The 25417-nt window shown below is 43.2% G+C and carries 20 protein-coding genes and 1 pseudogene; 13 read left to right on the top strand and 8 right to left on the bottom strand.

The window, feature by feature from the left end:
• Positions 1-171: 171 nt before the first annotated feature.
• The 4 genes from NNC77_RS13180 to NNC77_RS13195 are packed head-to-tail and all read right to left on the bottom strand — an operon-like array spanning position 172 to position 5566.
• Positions 172-1734 carry a hypothetical protein gene (locus tag NNC77_RS13180; protein ID WP_254971308.1) on the bottom strand — a complete coding sequence of 521 codons (1563 nt, stop codon included), beginning with the start codon at positions 1732-1734 and terminating at the stop codon, positions 172-174.
• A gap of 15 nt (positions 1735-1749) precedes the next feature.
• Positions 1750-4365 (bottom strand): outer membrane beta-barrel protein, encoded by a 2616-nt coding sequence (locus NNC77_RS13185; protein WP_254971309.1) that lies wholly within the window; start codon positions 4363-4365, stop codon positions 1750-1752.
• Positions 4366-4382: 17 nt separating this feature from the next.
• The gene (locus NNC77_RS13190) at positions 4383-5090 is read right to left on the bottom strand and encodes a DUF4974 domain-containing protein (RefSeq protein ID WP_254971310.1); all 708 of its coding nucleotides are present in this window, start codon (positions 5088-5090) and stop codon (positions 4383-4385) included.
• Positions 5087-5566, bottom strand: coding sequence for a sigma-70 family RNA polymerase sigma factor (locus NNC77_RS13195; protein WP_117692487.1), 480 nt, complete (start codon positions 5564-5566; stop codon positions 5087-5089). Before NNC77_RS13195 ends, NNC77_RS13190 begins: the two co-directional genes overlap by 4 nt.
• A gap of 302 nt (positions 5567-5868) precedes the next feature.
• On the opposite strand from NNC77_RS13195, the gene NNC77_RS13200 reads away from it, so the two are divergent.
• The 7 genes from NNC77_RS13200 (at position 5869) to NNC77_RS13230 (ending at position 17310) form a co-directional block, all read left to right on the top strand.
• Positions 5869-6636, top strand: coding sequence for a radical SAM protein (locus NNC77_RS13200; protein ID WP_117692488.1), 768 nt, complete (start codon positions 5869-5871; stop codon positions 6634-6636).
• Between the two features lie 45 nt (positions 6637-6681).
• Positions 6682-7503, top strand: coding sequence for a bifunctional hydroxymethylpyrimidine kinase/phosphomethylpyrimidine kinase (locus NNC77_RS13205; RefSeq protein ID WP_117663641.1), 822 nt, complete (start codon positions 6682-6684; stop codon positions 7501-7503).
• 48 nt (positions 7504-7551) lie between these two features.
• Positions 7552-8541: a DMT family transporter gene (locus NNC77_RS13210; RefSeq protein WP_254971311.1), complete on the top strand. Its 990-nt coding sequence runs from the start codon at positions 7552-7554 to the stop codon at positions 8539-8541.
• A 91-nt stretch (positions 8542-8632) separates the two neighbouring features.
• On the top strand, positions 8633-9190 hold the full coding sequence (locus NNC77_RS13215) for a hypothetical protein (RefSeq protein ID WP_254971312.1): 558 nt from the start codon (positions 8633-8635) through the stop codon (positions 9188-9190).
• Between the two features lie 136 nt (positions 9191-9326).
• Entirely contained in the window at positions 9327-14378 is a 5052-nt protein-coding gene (locus NNC77_RS13220) for a RecQ family ATP-dependent DNA helicase (RefSeq protein ID WP_254971313.1), read from the top strand.
• A 242-nt stretch (positions 14379-14620) separates the two neighbouring features.
• Complete coding sequence (locus NNC77_RS13225; RefSeq protein ID WP_254971314.1) at positions 14621-17086, top strand: leucine-rich repeat protein; 2466 nt, start codon at positions 14621-14623, stop codon at positions 17084-17086.
• A gap of 11 nt (positions 17087-17097) precedes the next feature.
• Positions 17098-17310, top strand: coding sequence for a hypothetical protein (locus tag NNC77_RS13230; RefSeq protein WP_254971331.1), 213 nt, complete (start codon positions 17098-17100; stop codon positions 17308-17310).
• Here the strand turns inward: NNC77_RS13230 and NNC77_RS13235 are convergent.
• Positions 17306-17709 (bottom strand): annotated as a pseudogene (locus NNC77_RS13235) (hypothetical protein); the annotation flags it as partial. The gene NNC77_RS13230 and the pseudogene NNC77_RS13235 overlap by 5 nt on opposite strands.
• Before the next feature lie 99 nt (positions 17710-17808).
• On the opposite strand from NNC77_RS13235, the gene NNC77_RS13240 reads away from it, so the two are divergent.
• Positions 17809-18267, top strand: a complete 459-nt coding sequence (locus NNC77_RS13240; protein ID WP_254971332.1) for a hypothetical protein — start codon at positions 17809-17811, stop codon at positions 18265-18267.
• A gap of 507 nt (positions 18268-18774) precedes the next feature.
• Here the strand turns inward: NNC77_RS13240 and NNC77_RS13245 are convergent.
• Positions 18775-18903, bottom strand: a complete 129-nt coding sequence (locus NNC77_RS13245; protein WP_254971315.1) for a hypothetical protein — start codon at positions 18901-18903, stop codon at positions 18775-18777.
• A 235-nt stretch (positions 18904-19138) separates the two neighbouring features.
• Between NNC77_RS13245 and NNC77_RS13250 the strand changes: the two genes are divergently transcribed.
• Both NNC77_RS13250 and NNC77_RS13255 read left to right on the top strand, forming a co-directional pair.
• Positions 19139-19450, top strand: coding sequence for a nucleotidyltransferase domain-containing protein (locus NNC77_RS13250; RefSeq protein WP_118255230.1), 312 nt, complete (start codon positions 19139-19141; stop codon positions 19448-19450).
• On the top strand, positions 19447-19866 hold the full coding sequence (locus NNC77_RS13255) for a HEPN domain-containing protein (protein ID WP_254971316.1): 420 nt from the start codon (positions 19447-19449) through the stop codon (positions 19864-19866). Before NNC77_RS13250 ends, NNC77_RS13255 begins: the two co-directional genes overlap by 4 nt.
• 166 nt (positions 19867-20032) lie before the next feature.
• Here NNC77_RS13255 and NNC77_RS13260 read toward each other — a convergent pair whose 3' ends face one another.
• Complete coding sequence (locus tag NNC77_RS13260; protein ID WP_254971318.1) at positions 20033-21151, bottom strand: HNH endonuclease family protein; 1119 nt, start codon at positions 21149-21151, stop codon at positions 20033-20035.
• Positions 21152-21160: 9 nt separating this feature from the next.
• Complete coding sequence (locus NNC77_RS13265; RefSeq protein ID WP_254971319.1) at positions 21161-22195, bottom strand: adenine-specific methyltransferase EcoRI family protein; 1035 nt, start codon at positions 22193-22195, stop codon at positions 21161-21163.
• Between the two features lie 842 nt (positions 22196-23037).
• On the opposite strand from NNC77_RS13265, the gene NNC77_RS13270 reads away from it, so the two are divergent.
• From NNC77_RS13270 to NNC77_RS13280, 3 genes are all read left to right on the top strand, one after another.
• Complete coding sequence (locus NNC77_RS13270; RefSeq protein WP_119226965.1) at positions 23038-23643, top strand: HU family DNA-binding protein; 606 nt, start codon at positions 23038-23040, stop codon at positions 23641-23643.
• Positions 23644-23760: 117 nt separating this feature from the next.
• Complete coding sequence (locus NNC77_RS13275) at positions 23761-24606, top strand: N-acetylmuramic acid 6-phosphate etherase (protein WP_203050897.1); 846 nt, start codon at positions 23761-23763, stop codon at positions 24604-24606.
• Positions 24607-24677: 71 nt separating this feature from the next.
• The gene (locus NNC77_RS13280; protein WP_254971321.1) at positions 24678-25415 is read left to right on the top strand and encodes an SDR family NAD(P)-dependent oxidoreductase; all 738 of its coding nucleotides are present in this window, start codon (positions 24678-24680) and stop codon (positions 25413-25415) included.
• Positions 25416-25417: the final 2 nt, after the last annotated feature.

Below are 25417 nucleotides of genomic sequence, written 5' to 3' on the forward strand. Positions count from 1 at the left end.
TAGATTTAAAATTATGTAACTTTGCAGCCGAAAAGGCTTCCCTGCTGGGGGCATGCCCCCAGCAGGGAGTGGGAATGAAAGTTAAGAACAAGCCTTGACACAGTTTAATTTACACCCCCGCCTTCCGCTTGACCGATTGTCATATATTCATTGTTGTATTGAGAGAGAAATTTATTTAATCGGCTCTGCATGGATACAATAGTAACTCTTCAAGGGATTTTCCTTATTCTTTTTCAAGATTAAAGCAACTAAACATCCCTCATAATCAGAGTTCCATTGCGCAGGCGTATAGCCCTTCCAATACATCACAAGGTCTGCATCGGATGACAAAGCCTTGAAACGGTTGCGGTACTTCTCTCTGTTAGAATTATCTACCACAACACCCTTACCATACTGACCATAATACATATCCATCAGATCAACCAACATTCTTTTCTCCTCAGACAGTACAGCCTCATGCTTCTGCATGCTTTCCGGATCCTCAGAATCCAACAGCCCCTCTGATACAATATATTTCAACTCAGAATATGGCTTTTCCGGAAACTCAGGAGAATAACGAGGAGAGACTATCCGGAACCGCTTGCTCCGGTCGAAGATGCAATACAAATCATAGTCTTCATTAGATGGATTCAGCAAGTCAGAAGAACCGAAATCGTAACCCATGAAACCAGTATTATAGATATTGAGATAGATGCCGGAAGAATAAACCACACGTCCACCCTTATAGCCATCAGCAACAATCAATGTTCTATCTTCCTCCGTCATAGAAGTATTACGGCTGATCTGAAAAAGATAAGTGCTAAGGTTGATTGACACAGCATACGAATTGTTCTCATTTCTGAGACTCACTACCCTATCTGGCATTCCCTTACATGACCATACAATGGAATCATAATAATGATAATAAGGGTTAGCTGATGAGTTATTGTTCAGATAATCTGTCAAATCCAAACTCAAAAGTCTGAATGACTGAAATTTACTATGTTCATCACCCATTCCATGGGCATCCTTAGAATTGGCATATACACACCGAATATAATATCGGCAATCATCCGGTACTTTTCCAGTTTCATTTGGCTTGTCTTCTTCATCACTCTTATCAATAGTATAAGTATTCTGCACATCAATCAGTTCTAATGAAGATAAACGCTGATATACCACCAAGCCATAAACGGCTTTTTCCTGATTGTCAGCTACTGTCACCGAACCAATCTTCTCCATCACATACAGGTAAGCTTCATCTTCATGAAACTTCACATCCAGGATTTGCATATAATCATCTACCTTACCTGCCTTATTCGTTTTGATGACAATGCCCGTCGCATCATCATACGACCAATCCTGTTTCTTGAAACAGAATGTACGTGTATCTTCATCACGATAATAAGTCATCAACTGATTCTCTGATAAGAATTCATAGACCTTCGGACTATAATCCTTGATACCTTCACGATAATCAGTTTTCGCAAGTTTACCGTTTTCCTTCATCTGATAGATGCCGACAGGTTGCCAGCCATAACTTACAAGCCACGAATTCAGAACATTCCTATCTATATCACAGACAGGAGCCTTTCCATCTAAGATGCAATACCCATCCTGATCTAAAACAAAAGACTGGTTGAACAGTTCCTTGTCATTCCAAGGAAGGCTGTCCAACTTATCATCATCACTACTACAGCCAGTTAGCATACAGATGCCAACCACCATGAATATCATCCATAAACAACGCTTCATATACTTTCTGTTTTTTTATAATCTGTTCTTTTCTGTATTACCGGCACCCGTACCCTTGTACTTGCTTCTACTTACATTAAACTTATAGCTGAATGAGCACATGAACATTCGGGTATCCGTATATTTTCTGGTATAGATATCGCTGGTACCATATACCAATCTTGTGGAATTGCGCATCGTCGCAAAGAGGTCATTGCCCGCCAAAATGACATTCAGGCGATCGTGAAGAAAACTTCTACGCAAAGAGACGTCCACTCCTCCTTGTGCCATATAAAGCGGAAGCGCAGAATGGCCCTGCGTGTTCCAATTCATATCAAGATTAAGCGTCCAACCGCATGGTAACGAAAACGCATTATTGAAAGAGCCGATGAATATCGGCTTGCTGTATGCCTTACCACCAATGGTCAGGAACTGCTTTCTCATACCAGCGTCCAACGTAGGATGCCACCATCCTATCGTCGGCGATGCCGTCAGTCCCACGTAACAAACCTGAGTATGATTCAAATTACGAAAGGTGTACATACTGATTAACTCATTGTCATGATACGGTTCTATCACCTGATAGCAAGGATCTACAAGATAACGCCAGTTGGCAAAAAACTGGAACCATTTATATCCCAGATTAATCCCTATGCCATGTTCGAAACTTGACTTGAGCAATGGATTTCCACCCTGATAATAATAGCGACTATTATATTGCACGTTACTACTTAACTGACTATAGGAAGGACGACTCACCGTCACCTTATAAACCATATTCATTTTCACATTCCCGACAGGAAAAGTCAAGGACACATTCGGAAAGAAATGGTCGTACTTACGACTCTGGTCGGGTACGAAATAATCCTTATTCTCCTCGCTCCAATAATCACCACCTGTATTATAGTAATTGGAAGAAACATGTTCGTATCTGAGGCCAGCATTCAGTTCTACCTTGTTCAGTCTCAATCCATAAGAAACAAAGGCTGCAAGATTACTTTCCTTCACCTGGTCGTCAGTCTTACCTGGCAAGTCAGTTCCCTGTTCATCTATAGTATAAAGATTGGCACGGCAACTTTCGGTAAACTCATTACCAATCTTCAGGGTACCTTTCCATACCGGAAAGCTCAGTACCAGCTTAGATGCATGCATCCAACTATCAGCTGTGAAATCAGATTCTATCGTACGAGAATCTCCGCCCTCAATTCCTGTTTCTTCAGAATATTGAGTCTGTCCTGTTTTACGAAGATATATTTCCCCATTCCATTCTATGCTCACCTTTCCTATCTGTCCGGCATAATAAGCCGTAATATCCTGCGTAGGTCGGCTTTTGAAACGACAATACATATCATTTGTATAGCTTTCTGTCTTTGAGCCATTCTTCCAGACATCCATCAGCGAATTCCATCCACCCCGACTATAAGGATTGATGTTCACCTCGTAAGTGGCACCCACGGAATGCCTATCATTGAAAACATAATTAAAACCAAGACTTCCACTGGTATAGTAACTCTTGTTTTTGATTATCAAGTCTTCGTTGATATTCATGAGCGTCTTGCCGTAGAGTCTGTTATCATTATACTGATCCTGATAGCCCTGAGACAAACCGCCATACAAATTGGAGAAGATATCCAATCCCCGATAGCGATAATTCAAATCGAGTACTTCACGATGATTGTCCTGATGATTGCGCTGATAGACCTGCCGATAAGTCAATCCCAAACCTTCTCCCTTTTTTCTTGTCGTCTTGATTCTGATGACAGACTGATAGGTTGCATCGTATTCTGCACCCGGCTCGGTTATCACCTCTACATGTTTGATGTCAGAAGAACTCAATCTATCGAGATCAATGGTTCCCTTGATTTTCTTGTTATCGATATAAATCAAAGGTTTACCTTTTCCCAAGACTTCTATATCACCGTTCTTCTGCATCACTCTCGGAAGATGTTTCAATACATCTTCTGCCGAGCCCATTTTCTCCAAGGAGGTTCCTTCTACCTGAGCCACCAATCCTTCAGAAGTCATTCTGAAAGGCTGTCGATGTCCTTTCACTACAATTTTCTGCAGGTTCATTGTTGCCTCTTTCAGAGTTATTGTCCCTATCTTACCTATATTAAAGGTATTGCTTGCCGTAATATAGCCCACACAACTTACTCTAACTATCGCCTTTGTGGCTCCGCAGGGAATCACGAACTGGCCGTTTTCATTCGTCACGCCACCATTTATCAATGAAGAATCACGAACATTCAGCAGGGCTACATTGGCGAAATCTATAGGGCGATTCTTATTGTCGATGATACGGCCTATCATCTTGGTGGGAGTCTTCTGCGTACACTCCACCATGATATTATCCTCCACCTGCGTCATCCTGATGGGATAGAATCCTATCAGCTGCATGATGGCATCGGGAACACTCTGGTTCCTGATACTCTTGGTCACCCTGAAATCCTCCAGTTCATCATACACAAAGTTGATGGTGTACTTATGCTGGCGGGCGTTCAAATCCTTCAACGCCGCAGAGAACGACACATTATTATATTGTCGGGTGATGCGCTGGGCATAAGACTGCTGAACCCAAAGCAACAGGAAGAGAAGAAGAAGCTCTCTGATAAGCTTGCCGCTAACGGGCATTGGTTTCCAAAAATCTCTCATAAATATATCCTCCTATCTTATTTCACCATCAATGTTCCGTCAATATACTCTATCTGTATGCGGTCGAAAGCATTCAAAATCTTCAGGTTCTGCTCCAAAGTCTTCGTCTTGTTCCAGTTGAAGAAGAGACGGATGTGCTGGGCACCGGCATCCACATACTCCACCTTGACATGATAGAAACCGGATAACTGAGCCAGAATGGTTCCCAATTCAGCATCATCAAACACCACCGGCTTCATATCAAGCGAATCCTTGTTCTCTGCTGTTGCAGCACGAAGACTGTCATTCGGCAGCGCCTGGGTTGTTGCCAGCTGTTCTGTCGCAGCCTTGTTATCCGCTGTCTGATCAGAAGCCGGGAACCCCAACCAGCCATTGTGAATCGCAGCCAAGGCTACCCCCGAAAGGAAGATGATGCCGACAATGGATGCGGCAATCTTCATCCGGTTGCGATAAGCGCCCTTGGATTTGCCGGCATCCATCGCCAACTTATCCTCGTGATGTGCCTGAACAAACTCCTTCCAAGCCTCATCCACATCCACATTCTTCGGATTGGCTTTCTTGCCAGCCATTCTCGCCATCGCCAGTTCATGGAAGAACTCCTTCACTTTCTCATCGGCAAGCAGGCGTTCCACCTGCTCGTCGGTATATTTCTCGGGATGCTCCTGCATGTCAAAGAGCATCATCCGCTTTCCTTCTTTACTCATGTTTGTCATTGTCTTGCTCATTTAAATTGTTCCTTAATCCAGTCCATCGCCTTCGAGAGATGGTTGAATACCGTCACCTTGCTCACTCCCACTTCATCAGCCACCTCCTGATAAGATTTCTCCTGAAGATAGCGCAGACGGAAAATGAGTTGCCGGATAGGCGGTTCCAGGTCTTCGATGAGAAGCATCAGCCGGTCGAGCCGTTCATCGGTCTCTTCTGAGAGAATCACGTCGGCATCATCCAGCAGCAGCTTCGCCACCCTTTCCTTCACGCTCTTATGAGCTATCAGGTTGAGACAGCGGTTGCGTACGCTCCGCATCAAGTAACCATCCTCACTCCCAGGCACCAGAACCACATCATCGGCAAGAATCTGGGCGAATACTTCACTCACCACATCCTTGCTCTCGTCATCATCCGAAAGAATGCATCTGGCCAGATTGTACATCTTCGCGTAATGCTGACGGAATAACTGTTCTATGTCCTTTTTTCTGTTCATATACTATATATACAGTTGAGCCAAGCGAAAAACTAAGCAAAACATCAACTTTTTTGTTTTTTTCTTTAAATCCGAATCGAAATCACCAAGATTCTCCCCGGATTGGAATGCAAAAGTACACAATCTATCGGAGATAGAAGACAAATGGTAAGGATAAATCGATTTTCTGTTGATTTATTTGTTCATTCCAACATTTTTTAGTACTTTTGCCCACCAAATTACGAACAAGTAAATAAGATTGGTATAAAATAGGTATTACCAAGATAAAATAAAGAATAGATTAGATAAAGGAGAATAAGATTATGTCAACGATTATTTATCCATCACCGATATTCGGTCCGGTAAACTCCCGCCGTCTTGGAGTTTCATTGGGCATCAACCTCATGCCATCTGATGGCAAGGTCTGCTCATTCGACTGCGTTTATTGCGAATGCGGATTCAACGCCGACTTCCGTCCTAAGAAGAAGCGCCCTACCCGCGAGGAGGTAAGAGAAGGACTGGAGAAGGTTCTGAAAGAGCGCCACGATAACAACCAGCCTCTGGACGACATCACCTTCGCCGGAAATGGTGAACCTACGGGGCACCCTGACTTCAAGGGCATCGTGGAAGATACGATGGAACTCTGCAAAAAATATTTCCCTGAAGCACAAGTATCCGTACTCAGCAACGCCACCTATATATATAAGGAGGAAGTGAGAGAGGCGCTGATGCTCGTGGATAACAACATCCTGAAACTGGATACCGTGGATATGGATTACATCAAGAAGCTGGACCGCCCTCAGCAGCCTAACTACGACGTGAAGGATGTAATCAAATATCTGAAGATGTTCAAGGGGCACGTCATCATCCAGACCATGTTCCTGAGAGGTGACGGTTTGGACAATACCAGCGAGCATTTCGTAGCTCCTTGGCTGGAGGCTGTGAAAGACATCCAGCCTCAGCAGGTAATGGTTTATACCATCGCCCGCGAAACACCAGACAAGTTGCTGGAAAAGGCACCAAAGGAAGTACTCGATGCCATCAAGGACCGTGTAGAGGCTCTGGGCATCAAGTGTACAGCCAGCTATTAAGAGATAATCAGGATAAGAAAGAAAAGCAAGTAAAAAAAAGAAAGAATGAAAGCGAAAAGTAATATCCTTATTATCAGCGATATGTGTGGTTACGGAAAGGTATCTGCCGCAGTTCAGATGCCTATCCTCTCTTATATGGGACTCGATGTGTTCAATCTGCCAACCATGCTCATCAGCAACACCTTCCCATACGGCAAGTACGCCATTCTGGAATGCACTTCGTATATCGAGGAAGCCTTGCAGAAGTGGAACGAACTGGGCATTCACTTCGATGCCATCACCACGGGTTTCATGGCTTCGGAGCGTCAGGCTAAGCTGGTGGCACGTTATTGCAGAGAACAGGCTGCACTGGGCACCGACATCTATGTAGATCCCGTGATGGGCGATTACGGCAAGCTCTATGGTGGAGCCAGTGAGAGTACCGTGAGATGCATGAAGGAGATGCTGAGCGTATCGCATCTCTGTTTTCCCAACTATACCGAGGCTTGTCTGCTGACAGATTCGGAATACAAGGAAGAGGGAATCTCGGAGAAGGAAGCCTATGAACTGATAGATAAACTGAGAGCCATCGGTTCCCACTCCGTGCTCATCACCTCGTGCATCGTAGAGGGGCAGCATGCTGTGGTAGGTTTCAATCATCTTACAGAAGAGTATTTCCTCCTGCCCTACGAAGAAATCCCTGTTCAGTTCCCGGGCACCGGCGACATCTTCTCCAGCATCATCGTGGGCAGACTGAAGGATGGCGATCATCTCCGCCATGCCACCCGCATCGCCATGGATACCCTGCGCAACTGGATAGACATCAACAAGGATGACAAGGACAAAAACCGAGGAATTCCTATAGAAAGACATCTGGGGGACTTGTAGATTGCCATTTAGCAAACACAGAAGCAAGGGAATATCAATTAAGTTATAATGGAAAAGAAAGAAACAAATACACTCAGTATATTTCAGCGCCCGGTATGGGTAAGCCTGTTCGCCCTTACGGCTGCTATCTCGTGGGGATGGGCTTACCCATTGATAAAAATGGGAATGGAGGAATATCAGATTACAGCAGACATGACTGGAAGCAAAATGCTTTTTGCAGGCATCCGCTTCTTCATTTCCGGCATCATCATCCTGGCCATCGCCAGAAGCTCGCATCGTAAATTCGGATTCAAGAAGAAAGCTGTCCAGAAGGAGAATCATGATGTTCAAAAGAATGGAAGCTTCAGTTTCCTGACGAATACAAATGTATGGTTCCTTCTCCTCTATGCACTCCTCAACACCACCCTTCATTATGCTTTCTTCTATTTCGGACTCTCGCATAATGCTGGAGCACGTTCGGCGATACTCAATTCTATGAGCGTCTTCACGGTGGTTATCTTTGCCTGCATCTTCTTCAAGAGCGACAGGTTGACGTGGCGAAAGGCTTTAGGCTGCATCATCGGCTTCCTGGGCATCCTTGCCTTGAACCTTGGCGGAAAGGAAAGCGGAAGTTTCACCTTCCTGGGCGATGGTATGATTATCCTCAATGCCCTGTGTGGAGCCAGTGCTTCCCTGCTGACCCGAGGATTGAGCAAGAGGGTGGATGTTTTCGTAGGAACCGGTTATTCGTTGAGCATCGGTGGAGCCTTGCTGGTGATTCCTGCATTGTTAATGGGTGGCTATCTGCCAGTCATCAGCCTCTGGGGCATCACCATCCTTCTGCTGCTCATTGCCATCTCAACCATCAGTTTCGCTCTCTACAACAAACTATTGAGCTGCAATCCCGTAGGAAAGGTAGCGATATACAATTCGCTCATCCCCGTAGTAGGAGCCATCACCTCCTGCCTCTGTCTTGGCGAAACCTTCTACTGGAAGTATCTGATAGCAGGCGCATTGGCTACTGCCGGGATTTATATCATCAATAAAGGGAAGAAATAAATATTTAAAAAACTAAAATGTCATACTTATTATTTGGCAGTTTTCAATCTTCTTCATACCTTTGCTGATAAAATATAAAAGAGGCAAAGATATGAAGAAGATTTTTTTGATAGCAGTTGTCTTGCTGATGATGATAAACTTCATCATCAACTATCAACATGAGGTTACGAAAGAGAAGCATACACCGATGGCGGATTTCAAAACCAAGGTAGAAATGGCACCTATGAAGGAATACAATGATCCGGACTTCGGCTACGTTGTCAAGTATCCTTGCTTCTTCCAGCAGGAGGATACTTCGATATCGGGATACCAGGGCTATGCCCGCTTCTCATTCACCAATCATGCCAACATCATCCTGGAGAGTTACGTTACCCCCAACTATAGCAACACCCTCCAGGCTTGTGCCGATTCTCTAGCCCAGAAGCTTCATTCGGAGCGGACGATGCAGGCATCGAATAAGGCATTCATCCTCTCCGGTCCTGTTTATGAAAACGGAGTAAGAGTAGATGGCTACAGTCATTACGATAAATTCATCAAGAGTGGCAGAATACTCTTCGTCTATTCCCTCACCTATCCCGACAGCTACAAGCCAGCCATGCCCCGCCTGTTCAAACTCATAGACGACTGGAAGGTTTTAGGGGCATATTAATCTGCTTTGAAGATATCCTCGTAAGCCTCTTGGGATTGTATAAAAACAGCTTTCTAAGAAGATAAAAGCACTTGATTATTTGCATATATCAAATAATAATTGTACATTTGCGGTGGAAATATAAACATCGAAGATTATGTCAATATTCAGTCGCCTCTTTGAAAGGAAAAACAATCTCACCGTAAGTTCTGACATCAAGAAGAAAGATGCCAGAAGCAGGAACATTGCCTTCGTGGATACCGAAGTGGGACTGAAAGACCATAAAATACACGACATCGGAGCATTGCGTTATGACGGAGCCACCTTTCACCAAGCATCGCAGACGGCACTGAACAAGTTCCTGCAAGAAGGAAAGGTTGACTATATCTGCGGTCATAACCTCATTCATCACGATGCCCACTATCTCCAACTCAACGGCATACTGATAGATACCCTCTATCTCTCCCCACTCCTCTTCCCCAAGCGCCCTTACCATCATCTTGTAAAGGACGACAAACTGATGAGCGAGCAGATGAATAATCCAGTCAATGACTGCGAGAAAGCCAAAGAACTGTTGATGGATGAAATCGCTGCATGGAATCAATTATCAGAAAGAAAGAGGAAAATCTTCACCTTGCTGCTCCAGAATGAAGAGGAATTCAGAGGATTTCTGATGTATGTGGGAGCCATCGAAAAGGATGACGCAATGATAGGCGTTTCAGAATACATTCTTTCTGAATACAAGAATCATATTTGCGCCCATGCCGACATTCCGGCTCTTGCAGCCAAATCTCCTTGCGGCTTGGCATACGCCTTGGCTCTCATAGGCACAGACGATTACCAATCTGTAACCCCAGGTTGGGTACTCTTCCATTATCCCGAAGTAGAACATATCATCTATATACTCTGCCATACCCAATGCACCGATGGCTGCGAGTATTGCAACCGCATGCTCGACATTCATCAAAACCTGAAACAACTCTTCGGCTATGATGCCTTCCGTACCTATGACGGCGAACCGCTGCAGGAACAGGCATCGCAGGCAGCAGTAGATGGCAAGTCATTATTGGCGATATTTCCTACGGGTGGCGGCAAGTCGCTCACCTTCCAGTTGCCAGCCTTGATGGATGGCAGAACCATACATGGACTCACCGTGGTTATCTCGCCTCTGCAATCATTGATGAAAGACCAGGTAGATAATCTCGCAGACCGCGGTTTCACCGATGCCGTAACCATCAACGGTCTCCTCGACCCTATCTCCCGCTCCCTAGCCATCGAACGAGTGCAGAGCGGAGATGCCACCTTATTATATATAGCACCAGAGATGTTGCGCTCCAAAACCATCGAGCGCATCCTCATGGCACGGCATGTGGTGAGATTCGTCATTGATGAAGCTCACTGCTTCTCTGCATGGGGACAAGACTTCCGGGTGGATTACCTATACATCGGCAAGTTTATCAAGGAATATCAGGAACGCAAGTTTGGCAAGGACGCTATGGCCCGCAACCATGGTCAAACCCTGATACCCGTATCTTGCTTCACCGCCACTGCAAAACAGAAGGTGGTGCAGGATATCTGCGACTATTTCAAGCATTGGCTGGGCATCGACCTCCAGCTCTTCGCCTCATCAGCCTCACGTACCAACCTGCACTATTCCGTTATTCACGTAGATAGTGACGGCAACAAATACAATCTTCTGCGCTCGCTGGTAGAGCAGGCAGATTGCCCTACCATCATCTACGTATCCCGCACCAAGCGAACCCGGGAACTCGCCCAGAAACTGACACGTGACGGCATATCCGCCCTGCCCTATAATGGCAAGATGGATGCCGATGAGAAGATACACAATCAGGATGCCTTCATGAGCGATAAGGTTAGAATCATCGTTGCCACCTCCGCCTTCGGCATGGGAGTAGATAAGAGCGATGTGGGTCTGGTTATCCACTACGACATCTCCGACTCTTTGGAGAACTATGTACAGGAGGCCGGACGTGCAGGAAGAGACCCACACCTCAATGCCAAATGCTATGTACTCTATAGCGACGAGGACTTAGATAAGCACTTCATCCTACTCAACCAAACCAAACTGAGCATCAGCGAGATACAACAGGTATGGAAAGCCGTTAAGGATTTTACCAAGCAGCGCCCACATGTAAGTTGTTCGGCACTGGAGATAGCCCGCCAAGCCGGTTGGGATGACTCGGTATCCGACATAGAAACCCGTGTTCGCACCGCCCTATCTGCTCTAGAACAGAGCGGATACATAGAGCGTGGCAACAACATTCCGCACGTCTATGCCACAGGTATCACCGTCAAGAACATGGACGAGGCAAGACTGCGCCTCACCGAATCACCCCTGTTCTCGGAAGATGAGATGCAGAATGCCATCCGCATCATCAAGTCGCTTATCACCCAGAAGCATATAGCCAAGGCACAGGATAGCGAGGCAGAATCCCGCATCGATTACCTCGCCGACATTCTAGGACTCAGCAAGCGAGATGTCATCTCTTCCGTTGACCGAATGCGCCAGGAAGGCATCCTTGCCGATACCCGTGACATCTCTGCCTATCTGCAAGACATCAGCGACAAGCAACGCAAGCCTCAGCAGATGCTGGAGAACTTCGCCAAACTGGAAAGATACATTCTGGAACATATCCCGGATGAATCGCTGCATATCACATACAAACAACTCAATGACAATGCCGTACATGACGGCATCAACACTTCAACCGAAAAGAAAATCCGCACACTGCTATACTTCCTGGCAGTGAAGGGATATGCGCACAAGAAGGAAGACGGCGTCCGCAATCTTATCGTGACAAGAGACAAGGACATAGAGACCATCATCAAGCGATTCGAAAGACGAATTGAGGTTTGCCGATTCATCATCGAAAGACTATACAGCCTGGCTGAAGAAAACAGTAAAACTATAACAGAAGAGAGCAACAATAACTCTTCTGAAGAAAAGAATCCTTTCGAAGAAAAAGGTTTAGGAAAAGCCTCTGGCTCTAGAGATAATTCAAAAGAGAAGCCTCTTCAATTCTCGGTAGTTGAACTTCTGAACGATCTGAAATCCAGCAACCAGTCACTCTTCTCCGACTTCTCTTCCCTGCAGTTGGAAGACGTGGAGGAAGCCTTGCTCTATCTCTCCAAGATAGGAGCCATGAAGCTGGAAGGAGGATTCCTGGTGCTTTACAATGCAATGGCAATTAAACGCATCAAGGAACCTCGCCTCCACTATAAGCAGGAGGATTATCGCATGCTCAACGAATTCTACAAGCAGAAGATTCAGCAGATTCACATCGTGGGCGAATATGCCAACCTAATGGTAAGGGATTATGACGCCGCCCTGCAATATGTGCAGGATTACTTCCAGATGGACTACCACCGCTTCATCTTAAAGTACTTCAAGGGCAACCGGGAGACTGAGATAGAGCGCAACGTAACACCTTCGAAGTATAAGAAACTCTTCGGAATGCTCTCCAAGAGACAGAAGGAAATCATCGACGACCACGAGTCCCGCTGCATCGTAGTCGCTGCCGGTCCTGGCAGCGGCAAGACACGTGTGCTCGTACATAAGCTTGCCTCTCTCCTGCTGTTGGAAGATGTAAAGCACGAACAACTTCTGATGCTCACTTTCTCGCGTGCAGCCGCTACCGAGTTCAAGCAGCGACTGATGCAACTCATCGGCAATGCCGCCCATTTCGTAGAAATCAAAACCTTCCATTCCTACTGCTTCGACCTGCTGGGCAGGGTTGGCAATCTGGATGAGGCTGGAGATGTGGTTAAGCAAGCCGCCGAAATGATCAACAATGGAGAAGTGGAGCCCAATCGCATCAGCAAGACCGTGCTCGTGATCGATGAGGCGCAAGACATGAGCAAGGATGACTATGCCCTTGTCTCTGCTCTGATGAAAGCCAACGAAGAGATGAGGGTGATTGCCGTAGGAGATGATGACCAGAACATCTATGAGTTTAGAGGTTCCAACTCGCGGTATCTCTATGAATTGACCCAGACAAAACACAGCCGTTTCATCGAGATGACCGAGAATTACCGCAGCCTTCGCCACATCGTGGATACTGCCAACGACTTTGCCCGAAACATCCGCCAACGAATCAAATCTACCCCTATCATCTCCATGAGTCAAGAAGATGGAGAGGTAAGAATCGTGAAGCATCCATACGAGATTCAGGAGAAAAAGGTTTATATGTATCAGCCTATCCTAGAAGATGTTACGCGATTACTGGGAAGTAACACTTCAAAAGAAGCCGATGCATCTTCCCGCAAGATGAACGAAACCATCAGCATCCTTACGCAGACCAATGAGGAGGCTGTCATCATGCTGGCTCTTCTTCACAGTCATGGCATCAAGGCCAAGCTGGTGCAATCGTTGGACGGCTTGCGCTTCTGGAATCTGGCAGAGGTAAGATACTTCTTGAAGAAGATAGACCAAGGCCTCAAGGAGACGAAATCCCCTATCATCCCTGATGTTATTTGGGAAGCAGCCAAGCAGCAGACATTCAAAAAGTATGCCACCAGCCAGGCATTACCATATCTGCGCCGCAGCCTCCAGATATTTGAGCAGACCAATCGTGCCAAGTACTACAGCGACCTGAGGGAGTTCGTGTTCGAATCATCAGTAGAAGACTTCTGTGACATCTCGAAATCAGACATCGTGGTCAGCACCATCCACAAGGCAAAAGGTCATGAGTTCGACCATGTACTGATGCTCATTACCCATCCCGAACATCCTACTGATGACATACTGCGCCGATACTATGTGGGCATGACCCGTGCCAAGCGTACGCTTGCCATCCACACCAACGGCAATCTCTTCGACAGTCTGAAAAGTGCCCAGCATCTCTATGATGCCCAAGCCTACGATGAGCCGAACGAAATAGTGCTTCAACTCTCACACAAGGATGTAAACCTGGGCTTCTCCAAGCCCCACAAGGACGCTATTCTTTCCTTGAGAAGCGGTATGCCGCTAACCTACCACGACCATTGCCTCTGTCTCCCATCAACAGGCAGAGACATAGCCCAGCTCTCCATCAAGATGAAGGAGAAACTAGGCAAATGGGAGTTGAAAGGCTACAAGGTAACCGCTGCCCGAATCCGCTTTATCGTGGCATGGAAGTCAAAGGATGCACCGAGGGATGAGAAGGAATCCGCCATCGTGCTCGCAGATTTGGTGATGAAAAAATGTTGATTTTCGTAGAATGTTATTATTTTTTAACACGCATAATTTGCTAGTTTCCTACATTTTTCTTATTTTTGCAGGGACATTCTGTATCTCTTATAGAGATTCAGATGACCGACATCAAAAAACAAACATGATTCGCATGATGAAAGAGACAAATATATAACCACAGGTTACGTCCACTATTGCAGGGGACGACAGCGAAGCCGTGGGAGAATGACTATACTTTCACTTTATAAAACATTATAATTATGAATTATCCTCTTATATCAGAATACATTGAAGCCATTAAGCATTCGGAAGACAATTTTAATGTACTGAGCACCCTTCGTCCTGTTTATGATAAAGCTGGTGAGATAGTGATGTCTAGCGGTAACTTTGCTGTGGTATTCAAGATGAAAGATGAATCCTCTGGGAAACTATATGCAGTAAAGTGCTTTTTGAAAGAGCAAGAGGGACGTGATATAGCATATCAGCAGATAACAGATGAATTGGAATATGTGTCATCAAACTATTTGTGCTCCATCAAGTACTTACAAAAAGAATTGTTTGTTGATTCTACAGTTTCTTCTGATACTGAATTTCCTGTATTACTCATGGACTGGGTAGAAGGAGTTACGCTTGATAAGTATGTTCATCAACACATATCCGATAAATATGTTTTGCAGCTTATCACATATCAGTTTTGTAAAATGGCTGCCTGGCTGATGTCACAACCATTTGCTCATGGAGACCTTAAGCCCGATAATATCTTAGTTACTGAAGATGGGACCTTAGTACTAGTTGACTATGATGGTATGTACGTGCCCGCTATGCAAGGACAAAAGGCGCGAGAATTGGGCAGTCCTGACTATCGCCATCCAATGCGTACAGAAGATTGTTTCAATGAACATATCGATGATTTTCCATTGGCGCTTATTGGCATGTCTCTGAAAGCAATAGCTTTAGACTCCTCTTTGTTACAGAATAATGCTAAGTCAGATTCACTTCTGTTTTCAGAATCTGATTTCAAGGACATCGGTGATTGTCTGATGATGAAATCACTATATGCTCTTTTGAATGATGCGGAATTTTCGAAATTATATGCTTTGTTCACTTTGGCGCACTCACAGCAAGAACTATCAGCCGTGTCATTTCGATTGTTTTTATTGAATAAGGTAGAAAAGCCAATTGAAGAAGTTTTTTTTACAGAAGCAACGGAAGAGGATTTTAAGTATGCTATTAAAGATGAGTATGGAGTTAAGTATAGTCGCGATGGGAAAAAGCTATTAAGGGCTTCTCACTCATTATGGGAGGAAGAATATGTTGTAAGAGAAGGAACAGAAGTTATTTGCGATGGTGCTTTGCAATCTACTGGTATTAGAAGTGTAAAGCTGCCCTCTACGATAATATCTATCGGTTCTGAGGCTTTTGCTAGCAATACTTTTTTGGATTCATGTAATATTCCAGCATCCGTAAAATATATTGCCCATAACAACCCATGGAGAGAATGCTTCCATATTATGAATATGGATATTCAATCTAAAAACTTCATCATAAAAGATGGAATTTTATATTCTTCTGATTTTAGAATTGTTTATGGTGCTATTTATTGGAAATCTGTTTTTAATATAGATAATCGATCCAAAAAAATATGTGCTAATGCATTTTTGTCTAATAGATTTAATAAAAACAAATTAAAATCTATTGGACTATCAAATATAGAATATATTGGTATAGCAGCCTTTAGTGGCTGCGGATCTCTTCAAAGCGTCACTATTCCAAACTCGGTAACGAGCATAGGAAATAGAGCCTTTAGTAGCTGCAAATCTCTTCAAAGCGTCACTATTCCAAACTCGGTAACAAGCATAGGAGATAGAGTCTTTATTCGCTGCAAATCTCTTCAAAGCGTCACTATTCCAAACTCGGTAACAAGCATAGGAGATAGAGCTTTCTATTTGTGCGAATCTCTTCAAAGCGTCACCATTCCGAACTCTGTAACGAGCATAGGATATGAAGCTTCTAGCTCATGCACATCTCATCAAAGCGTCACCATTCCGAACTCTGTAACGAGCATAGGATATGAAGCTTTTAGCTCGTGCAAATCTCTTCAAAGCGTCACTATTCCAAACTCGGTAACGAGCATAGGATATAGCGCCTTTAGTGGCTGCAGATTTCTTCAAAGCGTCACCATTCCGAACTCTGTAACGAGCATAGGAGATTACGCTTTTAGCTCGTGCGTATCACTTCAAAGCATCACCATTCCGAACTCTGTAACGAAGATAGGAGATGGAGCCTTTTGTGGCTGCGAATCTCTTCAAAGCGTCACTATTCCGAACTCTGTAACGAATATCGGAAATAACGCTTTTAGTGGTTGCAATATATGTTTTTTCATTTGTAACTCAACATATTTCCAAAATGATGATGTTTGCTTGTTCAATAAGGATAAGACAGCTATTGTTTGTAGAATAAAAGATTGCGTCAATTATATAATTCCAAACTCTGTAACAAGCATAGGAGATTGGGCTTTTAGTGGCTGCGATTCTCTTCAAAGCGTCACTATTCCAAACTCTGTAACAAGCATAGGAGATCACGCTTTTAGATGGTGCAAATCTCTTCAAAGCGTCACCATTCCGAACTCTGTAACGAAGATAGGAAATTACGCTTTCTGTGGTTGCAGGCTTTTAGATGAGCCTTCCCGACTACGACTAAAAGAATTAAATTATACGCAAATTTAGGATTAAATATTATGAATATCAAAAGTAACAAAATAGTTTTGGCAGTTATTGCCGTACTATCCTTTGTCTTTGCTTACCAGTATGACAAATGGAAATATAATGCTATGTGGGAAAGATGTCAAGCATCGGATATGGCAGATAGCGAAGCCTATGCCTTCGTCAATCATCATTCTTCTCTTGACTTTATGCTCGAAGGTAAAAGTAGAGCTTGCTCAATGCAATAGTGTCAGAGCTACAAGTGCGAAGTGTCGGATGAAGTGAGAGATGGTTCATCAAATGAATAGTGACATCCTGGGGTACATGAGCCACCACAGAAGTAGATACTCATGAGAGAACGGATGATTTCGCTGTACCGATAACCGAAAGTTTTCGTTAAGCCAGATGAGCAGAGCTAAGTTTACTTAAGCTCTGCCATGGCGAGAAAACGTGCCATGGAATGGAACGATCTACACCTTAGACCGAGGGTTGAGTCGGTTACAGAAGACAATGTGGAGTCAAATTGCTCCACGACCCGAAAATATTCCTCCAAAAGGAGTGGGTTTCTCAGATTTTATTTGTATCTTTGCAGCGTCATCAGAGTTTTTTGCTTGTTTTCTTTTCGCAACACTAAGATAAGTAAAAATTCTGACATGGCAAGATTCTGAGCAACAAGAAGTTGCACAGGTGCTTAAAAAGTTTAAGTTATAATAGTGTTGCGGAATTAAGGTTAAATAATTATCATCATGTATTTTAAACCATATAAAGATATCGAAACTGCGATACGTAATTATGATCTTAGAACTGGAGAAGTTAAGATAAAGAGTCATAACAATATTTATAAGGATGAACGTTCTCTGATTGATGCAACTGTTTTATGTAAAGTTTTTAAGACTTTTGAAGCCAACTATGATACATTAAAGCGACAATACAATATTTGCCATGTCGGCCATTTCTTTTGGAATGACACAACATGGCAGATGAAGTATAAAGACGCAACATGTACTTTTGAAGTTCACTCCAGTGAATATGTAGATGGAAGGCACTTCGAAGATAGATATTGTAGTAGTTGGGACATTAGAACTTATGCTAATGTTATAAACAAATACATTGATGAAGTTCTGAAAAATCTTGCAAGCTATGCTCCCAAAGACAGGTATAATTCCATAAGAGAGCACATTCTTGCAATTTGTAATTGTGAATAGTTACTATTTTGGATTATTCCTGAATAGACTTTTATTTAGGGTTCTCGGAATTAATTTTTCGCCATACGAGTGGGATAGCAGACATACGGGTCAGTAGCAATTTAGTGGGGATAAATTGCTACTGACCCATAGCAACCGAGAGGCAAATTGAAATTCTCAGAGAGAGGGGTTTGCTTATCAATAATGTCGAGAAAGTCATAGAAACTCTTGAAACCGAAATTCCCAGGTTATAACTATGCAATATGGTTGTGTGTCCTGAGACAGAATGAAGTCTGATATTGGCTATATTTGATAGATTTCTGTCGTAACTTCTAAAGAGATGGTGGCAGACCCACTGCATTCGGCATGCAGGTGCTGATTGCAAACCACTTTGTGCTGCTCTGATGGAAACAGATGGGTAGTGAACGACAATTGAAAGTCTTCCGTAAGGTTGGCAAGGTATGTGTCAAGGAGATGAACGCAAGCGAACCATTGATGAAGCATCGTTAGCAAAGTTAGCAAGTCACATCAGAACCAAGGTCTTATGATTATCTTGGGATAATGGTACCGATACAGCGCTATCGTCACGTAATCTTCTCTGTTGATATGATTCACCTCGTTGGAATGGAGGAAGAAATCGTCTTTTTCTTTATTCATAAGCTATTCTGAATATTCGTTTGCAAAAGTACATTATTTTATTTGATTACAACTCTATGGTATTGTTTATTTACAGATAATTAACCATAAAAGCAGATGAAGCCATAGACACCACAGAGAGTTAAAAACTCGCCAAACGCTTATTTTAAGATATTAGACAGAATTTTATGTTAAAAATTTGGTGATTAGAAAGAAAACTCGTATTTTTGCAACACATATATTAATATTGATAGATATGGAGAAGAAACAAATCATAGAAGCAATGCACAATAGATTGCATGAGATTGATCCTCATGCAAAAGCCATCTTGTTTGGTTCCCGCGCTAGAGGTACAGAACATGAAGGAAGTGATTGGGATGTATTGATTCTTCTAGACAAGCCAAAAGTTACGCTTCAAGATTACGATAAGTATTCTTATCCACTAAGAGAATTAGGCTGGGATATTGATGAAATCATCAACCCTGTTCTCTTCTCACAAAAAGAATGGGAGGAGAACCATTATACCTTATTCAATCATAACGTAAATAAGGAAGGAATTGCCATATGATAAAGGGACAACTTACAGACACTGACAGAACCGAAATTGTAAAATATAGACTAGAAAAAGCATATCGAACATATAATGAAGCTGTTGGCTCCATAGAAAATGGTTATGTCGAAACAGCAGCCAATCGTTTATACTATGCAGCTTACTATGCTGTTTCTGCTTTGCTCATTTCTTACAAATATGAAGCTAGCACTCATAATGGCGTAATCCAAATGTTTGGAAAAGTCTTTTTGAAAAACAACATCATTGACAAAAAGTATGGCAAGACATTCAATCAGCTTTTCTCCTTACGACTAACTGGCGACTATGAAGACCGCCATATTCTTGATATGGAAACAGAGGTGCTTCCATTGGTCGAGCCAGCTAAGGAACTCATAGATTTGGTGTCAGAAATGGCTAAAAAGCAATTAATGTGATTGCAAAAGCGCCCTTCAGTTGTTTGATGAGCAACTCGTATTACAGATACCACTACTGAAGGGTGCTTAGATTCTTTTATCGTTTTCGGCGTATTGGTCTTTCCATCAAACCTTTTTCATAAAATACCTCTTTATGTCCATTGTTATAAAAGCTCAAATCCATCATTTATTTTCCTCCTTTTATTCTATTACAAGTACGACAAAGCATTTGACAATTCTCGGCAACAGTCGTTCCACCTTCACACCATGGAGTAATGTGGTCTGCCTCCATTTCTTCTAACTTAAAAGGTTTACCACAATGGGCACAGATTCCTTTTTGTCGCTCATAAGCCTCACGTTTCTGTTTCTTATCAAAAGTACGGAAACTTAAATCGCGCAAATCACCACTCAGCACATAACGATAGATGCCTGCCTTCTTCATTATTTCATCATCTTCCATCAGTCGATGAATTTCGGACTCTAGTTGCTCCGTATCATAGATGTTGCTTCCAAACTCATCAAACATAGCCCCCCAGTCTAAGCCTTTCATTTCTTTTCGGTATTTCTTGAAAGTTGTTTTCACCCAAGTGATCACCTGCATATAATAAGCCCAAAGCTGATTGGCGTTTGGATCGTATTGATGAATCGCCATATACTTATCAATTGGGGCTGAATCTTGTATTCCATCATGACGAGCTGCCCATTTTAGTATTGTCTCAAGATACGCTTGTTCCTCCAGTTTGCCAGTCATATAATCACCACCGACCTTATAAGCCGCACAACCATTTTTACTGAAATAGCGACGAGCATCTGTTACAAAAGGACCAACATACACTGCATTACGCAACTCTTGGTCAAGCAAACGTTCTCCAGCTATATTAATCACACGAAACCAATCAAGTTTTTCCTTGTCTGTGCCAATACAGAAATATACAGTCAATTCATAGTCAAGAAAATCCTTTTTCTCTTTTTCCGTAAGATTGTCAAAGTAAAGAACTGGACGGTCTTTATCAACGATATTGAAACCATGTAGATAATATTCGCAAATGGACAGAGTACGTTGCTGACCATCTATCATTTCATAACTTCCATCATCCACAACACTCCAATACATGATATTAAGAGGGTATCCTTTGAGGATTGTCTCTATCACAGCTTGCTGTTGTTTGAGTTCATAACGAAACTCACGCTGATAAGGAGGGCGAATATTCAACTTACCATGATAACCATAAACACCATGATTGGGATCATTCGTATAACCTGCTATAAGGTCACGAACTGCTATTTGTTTTGGTTTTATATCCATAATTGACTCTTATTTTTTCTTGATTAATATTCTGGCATAACAACCAACTAATTTTCCAGTTTCATTGCGATAGCACAACTTACCTTTGCGAAAACTTTTATCTTCACGAAATAAAGCTGCACATTGCTCGACAGTAAGGTTAGCACTTACACCACACTCTACCCCCAATTCACCTCCATTACCTATGCCTATAATTTCGAACTGTTCAGGATTATACTTATCCATAAAAGTAATAGGCACTCCCATAACTCCATCATAATCATATGGTATCAGTTCTGTCTTTGACACCTCAATAGCATCATAATTGATGTATTTCGGGTAAGCGTTAGGCGAATATGTCTTATAGAGGATTAAATCTTCATGACGTTTTTGAATATCTAAATTTGTATACCAAATAGAAGGGACATTTATTATCTTTTCACCATGGATAATTTTTTCCGTTTTCCCTTCATAATTAGCTTTAAACCACATTCCACCAGAAAAGCCCCTATACCCAGTCCATAGTTTATTTTCTTGGATCAATGGAAAAATCTCTTTATAAGTAAGAGCATTTTTATTCCCTATAATCAAGAATTTCTTATCATATTCCATCAATTGAGCCACATACTCACGAAACAAAGAAAAAGGGGGATTAGTTACTACAATATCTGCTTCTTTCAGAAGTTCAATACACTCTTTACTGCGGAAATCACCATCACCCTTTAATGGCTTCACTCCAATTTCTTCCGCATCAGGAATATGATTTCCATTTTTGTCACCTTCATAAACAAGATATACTGCTTGCTCACTTTTATTCATACTGAACAAATCCATATCTTGATTCTTATAGCAAGTAGTAATCAGTTTTTTCAAACCAAGAAACTCAAAATTGTATGCGAAATAAGTAAAAAAGTTACTTACACGAGGGTCGTCACAATTACATAGTACGGTCTTACCACGAAAATGTTCACGGTAATGACGGAGTTCATTATTGATGTCTTCTAGCTGCGTGTAGAATTCATCTTTTTTTGCTGCCTTAGCTTTATCTATGGTTCTTTTTGCCATAATATTTTAATTGATAATTAATGAGTTACAAGCACTAACTATCAATCACGCCAAGACGCAAAAAGGGCGTGATGCTCTTATTGCGTTCAGCTATGAGGCAGCCTCGGAATGGAAACCTCAGTCTACATAATAAGAATACACCACGCCTATAGCGATGGTGCATTGCTAATACATATGTAGACTAAGGCACCCCATACCGAATGCCTTATCACAATTATTCCTTGTTACGTTATTTCCAATAAGTTTCCGAGGCTTTTGGCTGAACGCGAAATAATAGCGAATGCTTTTGTTTACCAACGATGTCTTGGAAATGGCAGTAGCCAAATCCATTTGCAAAGATACAACAAATTATTGAAACGAGCGCACCTTTCATCGAAAAACTTCTATTAAACCTTACCTTTTTTCTTCTTTAGATGCCAGCAAACAGCTCTCACAACGCCTAAATACACCTTATTCTATCATCCCGTAAATAAGGAAGGAATTGCAATATGATAAAGAGAGTTACAAATTTTACTGCACAACAACTGTGTTACGCTCGCACAACACGTGTTGTGCAAGCGCATAACAGCTGATATGCAAGCGCACAACAGCTGTTGTGCGACTGACGGAAGTGACTTTTCCGGCAACAGATACTTACTGTTCCAACAACTTATCCTACTTCTTCCGACAACTTATAAAGGCTTCTTACGATGCTTATTCCTATTGATAAGCAGTTCTAACCCACATCAATAGCACCGCTCATTCGTATCAATCAAACCGCTCATCCATAATAGTGCCATTTTTATTTGGTAGTTTAAGAATAAAAGATTACCTTTGTATCGCTAAACAGAAAGAAGAATACGATGGCTATAAAATATGAGATTCATTATCTTCCCAATGCAGGAGGAAATGAAGAGACACGCCGATTCGCCCATATCTTTGAGCAAACAGCTATGACAGACAAGGAGATGATCAGCCGAATCGCCAGACATAGCTGCCTTGGAGAAGGCGAAGTTTCGTCCGTACTCATGAAACTGCGTGATATCATAGAAGAAGACTTGCAGGAGGGAAGACGTATCAACATTCCGGAAATAGGTTATCTCTCGCTCTCGGTAGATCTGGATATGGATGAACTGAAACCCGACAATAAAGTGAGAGCAGAATATGTAAGCGTAAGAGGCATCAAGTTTCGCCCCAATGCAGACTTGCTGAAACAGGTGAAATATAATACCCATTTCGAGAAATCACAATATACTTCCCGATCCTACCCTTTCTCTGAAGATGCATTGAAGGAGAAAATAAGAGAGTATCTGAAGCATAACCGTTCCATCAACCGAAAAGTACTGGAAGCGGAATTTCATATCCGCAAACAGACAGCACTCAACTGGCTGAAGAAACTGGAAAAATCCGGCTTCCTGATTAAAGAAGGTTCACGCAATGCTCCGGTTTATTTCCTGGCAGAAGAATAGGAGCCCATCGGATGATAGGTCTCATCATGATAGAACTCTCTAGATGACTGCAAGCCATAGCCTCCGCGACCATCTAGGCTTCATTACATTAAATCTACACCCTAAAGATAAAGTAATATGCCAAATAAAGAAGAAAAGAGAATAACAGAGCAGAGCTCGCTCTATGAACATCTGGAAAAGATGAGCGTGGCTGAACTCACCGCTCATATCAATGCAGAAAACAAGAAGGTGGCTCTGGCAATAGAAGAAGCATTGCCTGCCATCAACCAACTGATTTCCGCCATCGAAGGGCAGCTGAAGAAGGGCGGAAGGCTCTTCTATGCCGGTTGCGGAACGGGCGGAAGACTGGCTACGCTCGATACCATCGAGGTGCAGAACACCTATGGCATCGACGGTTCACAGATACAAGCCATCTTCCCCGGAGGCATCGGCTGCCTTACACAAACCAGGGAATCAAGAGAAGACGACCTGGAGAATGGCTGGCACCAGCTCTGCGACAAGCATATCTCAAAGCATGATTTCGTGCTAGGCTTCTCGGCAAGCGGCACTACTCCCTTCGTGCTCGCCATCCTGAAATATTGCAAGGAGGCTGGCATTCCTACGGGGTGCATTGTCAACAATCCTCACGCCCCCATCGCCCAGGCTGCCGATTATCCTGTAGAAGTCATCACGGGACCGGAGTTCGTAACGGGAAGTACCCGCATGAAAGCCGGTTCATCGCAGAAGATGATTCTGGATATGATCAGCACTTCTCTTCAGATTCGTCAAGGACGAGTGGAAGGCAACAAGATGGTGAACGCCAAGCTCATCAATCATAAACTCATCGACCGTGCCTGCCGTATCTTCATGGAACGCAATCCGGAATATACGGATTACGAGGAAGTGAAGCTGCTGATTCTGAAAGCTGGAAGCGTGAAGAAGGCGGAAAAGCTGCTGAAGAATAAAAGCGATTCAGATATTTAGATAGAGTTAGACAAGATTTCACCTTGATATAAATAGAACTATCAATACTTCACCTTATATAATAGGACAATATGGCAAAGAAAGCAATTGTAATGGGTGCCACATCGGGCATCGGAATGGAAGTGGCAAAACTGCTTGCTGCAAAAGGATGGCAGGTAGGAATCGCCGGAAGAAGAATCGAAAGATTGCAGGCTCTGATTTCGCAGGGCGGCATTACCTGCTACCAGCAAATAGACGTAACTTCTCCAGATGCTCCTGCCCAACTTCAGGAACTCATCGATAAGTTGGGAGGCATGGACCTCTACTTCCATAGTTCCGGCATTGGCTGGCAGAACAACTCGCTGGATATAGAAAAGGAAATGAAGACCCTGGAAACCAACGGCTTAGGATTCACAAGAATGGTGGATACGGCATTCAACTGGTTTGCTACTCATCATCATTGCAACCCCAAAGCCCGCATTGCCTGCATCACTTCCATTGCCGGAACCAAAGGTCTCGGTGCCGCCCCAGCCTACTCTGCCACCAAACGATTCCAGAACCATTATCTGGAATGCCTGTCGCAGCAGGCACGGATGCGTCATCTTCCCATCGCCATCACAGATATCCGACCAGGCTTCGTAAAGACCGACCTTATCGCAGGCAGCAGCTATCCGCTGCAACTCAAACCGGAAGATGTGGCGAAGCATATCGTAAGTGCCATCGAAAACGGAAAGGAAGTTAAGGTAATAGACTGGAGATATGATATCCTCGTCTTCCTCTGGCGACTCATTCCTAGATGGTTATGGACGAGATTGAGGATTACAACATAACA

Origin of the sequence: Segatella copri (assembly GCF_024330485.1) — a bacterium.
GTDB lineage: Bacteria > Bacteroidota > Bacteroidia > Bacteroidales > Bacteroidaceae > Prevotella > Prevotella copri_L.

Bases quoted from the DNA above. Each gene is read 5' to 3' on its own strand.
- NNC77_RS13200 (WP_117692488.1), top strand. From the start codon at position 5,869: ATGTCAACGATTATTTATCCATCACCGATATTCGGTCCGGTAAACTCC.
- NNC77_RS13280 (WP_254971321.1), top strand. From the start codon at position 24,678: ATGGCAAAGAAAGCAATTGTAATGGGTGCCACATCGGGCATCGGAATG.
- NNC77_RS13225 (WP_254971314.1), top strand. From the start codon at position 14,621: ATGAATTATCCTCTTATATCAGAATACATTGAAGCCATTAAGCATTCG.
- NNC77_RS13275 (WP_203050897.1), top strand. From the start codon at position 23,761: ATGCCAAATAAAGAAGAAAAGAGAATAACAGAGCAGAGCTCGCTCTAT.
- NNC77_RS13215 (WP_254971312.1), top strand. From the start codon at position 8,633: ATGAAGAAGATTTTTTTGATAGCAGTTGTCTTGCTGATGATGATAAAC.
- NNC77_RS13220 (WP_254971313.1), top strand. From the start codon at position 9,327: ATGTCAATATTCAGTCGCCTCTTTGAAAGGAAAAACAATCTCACCGTA.
- NNC77_RS13240 (WP_254971332.1), top strand. From the start codon at position 17,809: ATGTATTTTAAACCATATAAAGATATCGAAACTGCGATACGTAATTAT.
- NNC77_RS13255 (WP_254971316.1), top strand. From the start codon at position 19,447: ATGATAAAGGGACAACTTACAGACACTGACAGAACCGAAATTGTAAAA.
- NNC77_RS13205 (WP_117663641.1), top strand. From the start codon at position 6,682: ATGAAAGCGAAAAGTAATATCCTTATTATCAGCGATATGTGTGGTTAC.
- NNC77_RS13190 (WP_254971310.1), bottom strand. From the start codon at position 5,090: ATGAGCAAGACAATGACAAACATGAGTAAAGAAGGAAAGCGGATGATG.
- NNC77_RS13195 (WP_117692487.1), bottom strand. From the start codon at position 5,566: ATGAACAGAAAAAAGGACATAGAACAGTTATTCCGTCAGCATTACGCG.
- NNC77_RS13250 (WP_118255230.1), top strand. From the start codon at position 19,139: ATGGAGAAGAAACAAATCATAGAAGCAATGCACAATAGATTGCATGAG.
- NNC77_RS13260 (WP_254971318.1), bottom strand. From the start codon at position 21,151: ATGGATATAAAACCAAAACAAATAGCAGTTCGTGACCTTATAGCAGGT.
- NNC77_RS13180 (WP_254971308.1), bottom strand. From the start codon at position 1,734: ATGAAGCGTTGTTTATGGATGATATTCATGGTGGTTGGCATCTGTATG.
- NNC77_RS13230 (WP_254971331.1), top strand. From the start codon at position 17,098: ATGAATATCAAAAGTAACAAAATAGTTTTGGCAGTTATTGCCGTACTA.
- NNC77_RS13185 (WP_254971309.1), bottom strand. From the start codon at position 4,365: ATGAGAGATTTTTGGAAACCAATGCCCGTTAGCGGCAAGCTTATCAGA.
- NNC77_RS13265 (WP_254971319.1), bottom strand. From the start codon at position 22,195: ATGGCAAAAAGAACCATAGATAAAGCTAAGGCAGCAAAAAAAGATGAA.
- NNC77_RS13210 (WP_254971311.1), top strand. From the start codon at position 7,552: ATGGAAAAGAAAGAAACAAATACACTCAGTATATTTCAGCGCCCGGTA.
- NNC77_RS13270 (WP_119226965.1), top strand. From the start codon at position 23,038: ATGGCTATAAAATATGAGATTCATTATCTTCCCAATGCAGGAGGAAAT.
- NNC77_RS13245 (WP_254971315.1), bottom strand. From the start codon at position 18,903: ATGAATAAAGAAAAAGACGATTTCTTCCTCCATTCCAACGAGGTGAAT.